Origin of the sequence: Nocardiopsis alba DSM 43377 (assembly GCF_000341225.1) — a bacterium.
In the GTDB taxonomy this organism is placed as follows: Bacteria; Actinomycetota; Actinomycetes; order Streptosporangiales; family Streptosporangiaceae; genus Nocardiopsis; species Nocardiopsis alba.
The window spans coordinates 1-3,163 of the sequence record NZ_ANAC01000040.1 but is presented as its reverse complement, the minus strand read 5'-3'; the positions used below and the strand labels follow the sequence as shown (position 1 = coordinate 3,163).

Sequence of the window (3,163 nt, the reverse complement as noted above, 5' to 3'; positions counted from 1 at the left end):
CACAGGAGCGATGAACACATCCGCGTACGCCCACACACTCGCATTACTCGCATTACCCATGGAAAAATACCTTTCTCAGGTTTCCTTTTGGAGTCCCGGCACCCGAAGTACGGGTGCTCCGGGAGGGACGGCGACAGACCATGGATTCCGGAACGCGCTCTCGATCCCCGCCTCATCGGGATAGGCCGGCTTCACCTGCGATGATGCAGGGAAGGACACCCCTTCCCCGCTATACCGCGGGGGGAGGCGAGGGTTCGTCGAACACCCTCTCTCGGTGATTCCGATGTCGCCCCCTCGATTCGAGGGCATGACCTTTCAGGGGTCGCCGCTTTTGGCGCACCCCTTGACGAGAGGTCGTTTCGATCGTTCGTAGGGAGATCGATCGGAAAAGAGAGAAGCACGACCCCCCGAAGGGATCGTGCTCGGAATTCAGGGATTTCTCACGAAACCCCGAAGAGGTTCGGCGGTTCGGCCTCATCACCCCGATAGGGGGCGCCGTGCCGCGAAGAGTTCCGGAAAGCAGAAAACCCGGCACTCGGGCCGGGTCCGGACATGGGTATGTCGCTGCGCTAAATCGTGCCACGCGATCCGGGCTCCGCGCAAGCCCTCTCTGGAAAAAATATCGATTTCCTGTTCCATCCCAGGTCAGAACGGTTCATCGGGACGATGTTCATCCTTCGAGTTGGACGCGGGCCATCTCCACGACCTTGTGGAGCTCCTTCTCCACCTGGGCCCGGGAGCGTCCGTCCCTGACCACCAATCGGGCGGAGAAGGGGTTCCCCCCGATGGTGCGGGTGAGCTCGTAGCAGGTCGCGTCGCCCTCGATCCACCAGGTCAGACCTTCGTCGGTACTCCCACCCCGCGAATCGCGTTCCGCCTCCTCCGGCTCCTCCCCTCGAAGGACGCTCTGGATGGACCCATGGCCCCAGCCGAGGGCCTCCTCGAGGTTCCGGGCGGTGAGGTCCCGAGGGACACTGCGCCCCCGTCGGATGTCCCGGAGGGCCTGACCCGAGAGGCCCGTGCGATCGGCCACGTCGCGCCATCGCATGCCCAGGGACAGACGCCGCTCGTCCATGGCGCGATCGAGGAGGTCATAACGAAGAGAGGGTGACGAGAGTTCCTTCGACATGCTCACAACCATAAGCGAGACCATGCCAAATTAAGGCTTACCTGCCCAAACTTGCCCCTTAGCGGACACCCGCAAATCCAGACTTCAGCACACACAACCCTTGGATACTGGTCGTTCTCCGATCCCGATCGAGCAACTTCCCCCCTTGAAACTTTGCCAAAGTTTGCATAAGTTGCTCTTGCTTGCCCCCAGCCGATCGGAGAACCGTGAACATCCCCTGCCTCGTACCCACCTGCGTCAACACGATCGTGGACGACGCCCAGGTCTGCGCCGGATGCGCGAGCCGCCTGACCTCGGCCCTGCGCTCGGTCCACGACGGACCCGAGGGGCCGGGCCTGGCCTCCGACCTGGAGGTGTCGCTCTCACGCCGTCATCGAACGGGACCGGGGAACATGGGGAGGAGATCCACTGAGGCGCCCCTCCCCTATGACGCGCGTTCGGCCGAGGCCCTCGCCGTACTGCGCAACACCTTGACGACCTGGTGTCGCCTGCTCCACGAGGAGATCGGCGGGCGCCTGCCCGAGGACACACCGAGCGCCATGGCCGCCTGGCTGTCCCGATTCACCGATTGGCTCCGCCGCTCCGACTTCGGCGCCGAATGCGTCGACGAGATCATCGCCGCCGTCGAGCAGGCGGAGCGGGCGATCGACCTGCCCGAGAAACGCGTCCTCGCCGGCCTGTGCCCGGGATGCGGCCTTCCCTGCTACGCCCGACACGACGCCTCACGGGCCCGCTGCGGCTCCTGCGAGACCGAACTGTCCGTGCGGGAGGGACGTGAGCGCCTCTTCCGCACCGCGGAGGGGCACCTGCTCACCGCCGCCGAGGCCGCACGCGCCCTCGGCCTCCTCGGACACGAGGTCACCGCGGCGGCGATCCGGGGCCTGGCCCGACGCGGGCGACTCCACCCCGGTGGGACCGGATCCGCCGGCCGACCCCTGTACACCCTGGGGGACGTCCTGGAGGCCTGCCTCGACTCGGAGAACGTCGCCTGAAGGAGACCTCACGAGAGACCACCCCTTCTCGCCGAGGCCCCACTCGACCGTCACCGGGGGAACGGCGTGACGGCCCCTCGCTCCGTCGCCAGCCACACGCGCAGACGCGTCAGGGTCCTCTCCCCGAGGAGCAGCTCCGCGTCCGCGAGGATCACCGCGTCGGGGACGTCGCGCCTGACCAGCACCATGGTCCCTCCGGGTCCGGTCACCGCGGCCAGAGAGCTGCGCAGTTGTGCAGAGGTACAGGCGCGAAAGACCACCCGTGTCTCTTCGAACACGCCACTACCCACTGCCATTGGTGTGAGTCCCCCGATCCATGCCGTCAACGAGCCGTCCAAAGATGATCACTGATCGCCGATCGCGCGCAAGAGCCGAACATGAGAATCAGGCCCATAATCAACACATTCGTGGGTGGACATGTTCGATTCAGCCATAATGACCTGCCATTTTATTCTCCTCTTACTTTACTGGCCACATGCGGACACGATCTCGTGCAAACCATGTTGACACTTGACATGATGTGATCTCTTGAACATAATTCGCCGACACACGAAAGGGTGCCCGGACCAGCCTTGACGGCCGATCCGGGCACCCTCTTCGGCGTTCCTCAACCGAGCAACGCGGAGAGCACCGCGCCGAGTCCCGCGAGAGCGGCACTGAATCCGGTCAACGGCAGCGCGTACCGCCAACGCTCCAAGGCGTCGAGTCGAGACCTGAACTCCTCGTGCTCACGCTCCAACACCGTGAGACGGGTGAGGGCGTGACGCACGTCGGCCTGGGTCTCCCGCGTGGCGTCGTAGACGTCACGGGCGGTCACCACCGCCGAGAACGGGTTCGTACCGCTCCCTTCGGGGCTGCCCGGCCTTCTACTCACCGTCACCCCCGTCCTCCTCCCCGGGACCGTTCTCCCCGTCCTCGTCCCCGGGGTCCCCGGGGCCGTTCTCCTCTTCCTCTTCCTCTCCGTCGTCGGGACGGACCTGCCCCTTGTAGGTGTAGAACAGGGTCGGCTCATCACCCTCGGTCGGATAGATCGCCACCGTGA

Annotated in this window: 4 protein-coding genes; 1 reads left to right on the top strand and 3 read right to left on the bottom strand. The window is 65.1% G+C overall.

The annotated features are described in order from the left end of the window. Positions 1-670: 670 nt before the first annotated feature. The gene (locus D451_RS0126005; protein WP_020379980.1) at positions 671-1,129 is read right to left on the bottom strand and encodes a helix-turn-helix domain-containing protein; all 459 of its coding nucleotides are present in this window, start codon (positions 1,127-1,129) and stop codon (positions 671-673) included. 206 nt (positions 1,130-1,335) lie between these two features. On the opposite strand from D451_RS0126005, the gene D451_RS0126000 reads away from it, so the two are divergent. Then, the gene (locus D451_RS0126000) at positions 1,336-2,121 is read left to right on the top strand and encodes a hypothetical protein (protein WP_017536608.1); all 786 of its coding nucleotides are present in this window, start codon (positions 1,336-1,338) and stop codon (positions 2,119-2,121) included. A gap of 50 nt (positions 2,122-2,171) precedes the next feature. Here the strand turns inward: D451_RS0126000 and D451_RS28030 are convergent, their stop codons facing one another. Then, complete coding sequence (locus D451_RS28030; RefSeq protein ID WP_161628235.1) at positions 2,172-2,417, bottom strand: hypothetical protein; 246 nt, start codon at positions 2,415-2,417, stop codon at positions 2,172-2,174. A 311-nt stretch (positions 2,418-2,728) separates the two neighbouring features. Next, a complete protein-coding gene (locus D451_RS26950; protein WP_234305765.1) occupies positions 2,729-3,001 on the bottom strand; it encodes a hypothetical protein in 273 nt (90 codons plus the stop codon). Between the last annotated feature and the right edge of the window lie 162 nt (positions 3,002-3,163).